At 47.7% G+C, this 599-nt stretch carries 2 protein-coding genes; both read left to right on the forward strand.

The window, feature by feature from the left end:
- A partial coding sequence (locus RVS70_RS21830; protein ID WP_321134820.1) for a hypothetical protein occupies nt 1–86 on the forward strand: 86 nt, incomplete at its 5' end.
- A partial coding sequence (locus RVS70_RS21835; protein WP_321134818.1) for a lyase family protein occupies nt 83–599 on the forward strand: 517 nt, incomplete at its 3' end. The genes RVS70_RS21830 and RVS70_RS21835, both read left to right, overlap by 4 nt.

Genomic DNA, 599 nt, shown 5'->3' on the forward strand with positions numbered 1-599 from the left:
ATGCGGCAATTGTCTTTATTGAGCTTTGGGGCCTTCCGACAAAAGTGAACAGCATCGTGAAAAAGAAGGAGCAGAATAAAGCATGAAGAAGCTTTGGGGAGGCCGGTTTCAAAAAACACCGGAAAAATGGGTCGACGAGTTCGGCGCATCCATATCATTTGACCAAAATTTAGTCACTGAAGACATAACAGGGTCTCTCGCACATGCTGCCATGCTGAAAAAATGCGGTATCCTGACAGCGGAAGAAGAGCTGAAAATCCGCGAAGGACTGAATACCCTTTTGCAAAAAGCAGAGGAGGGAGCATTGGAATTCTCAGTCGATTATGAAGATATTCATTTGAACATAGAGAAAATGCTGATTGACGAAATCGGCCCGCTCGGCGGCAAGCTGCATACCGGCAGAAGCCGGAATGACCAGGTGGCGACTGACATGCATTTATACTTGAAGAATCATGTCGGCCACATCATCGAGCTGATTGAGGCATTCCAAAGTGCGCTGATTGAAAAGGCAGAAGCGAACGTTGAAACGATTCTGCCGGGCTACACACATCTGCAGCGCGCCCAGCCGATTTCATTCGCTCACCATCTGCTTGCGTATT

It is taken from the genome of Virgibacillus sp. M23 (genome assembly GCF_034190895.1).
Classification (GTDB): Bacteria; Bacillota; Bacilli; order Bacillales; family Amphibacillaceae; genus Virgibacillus; species Virgibacillus salarius.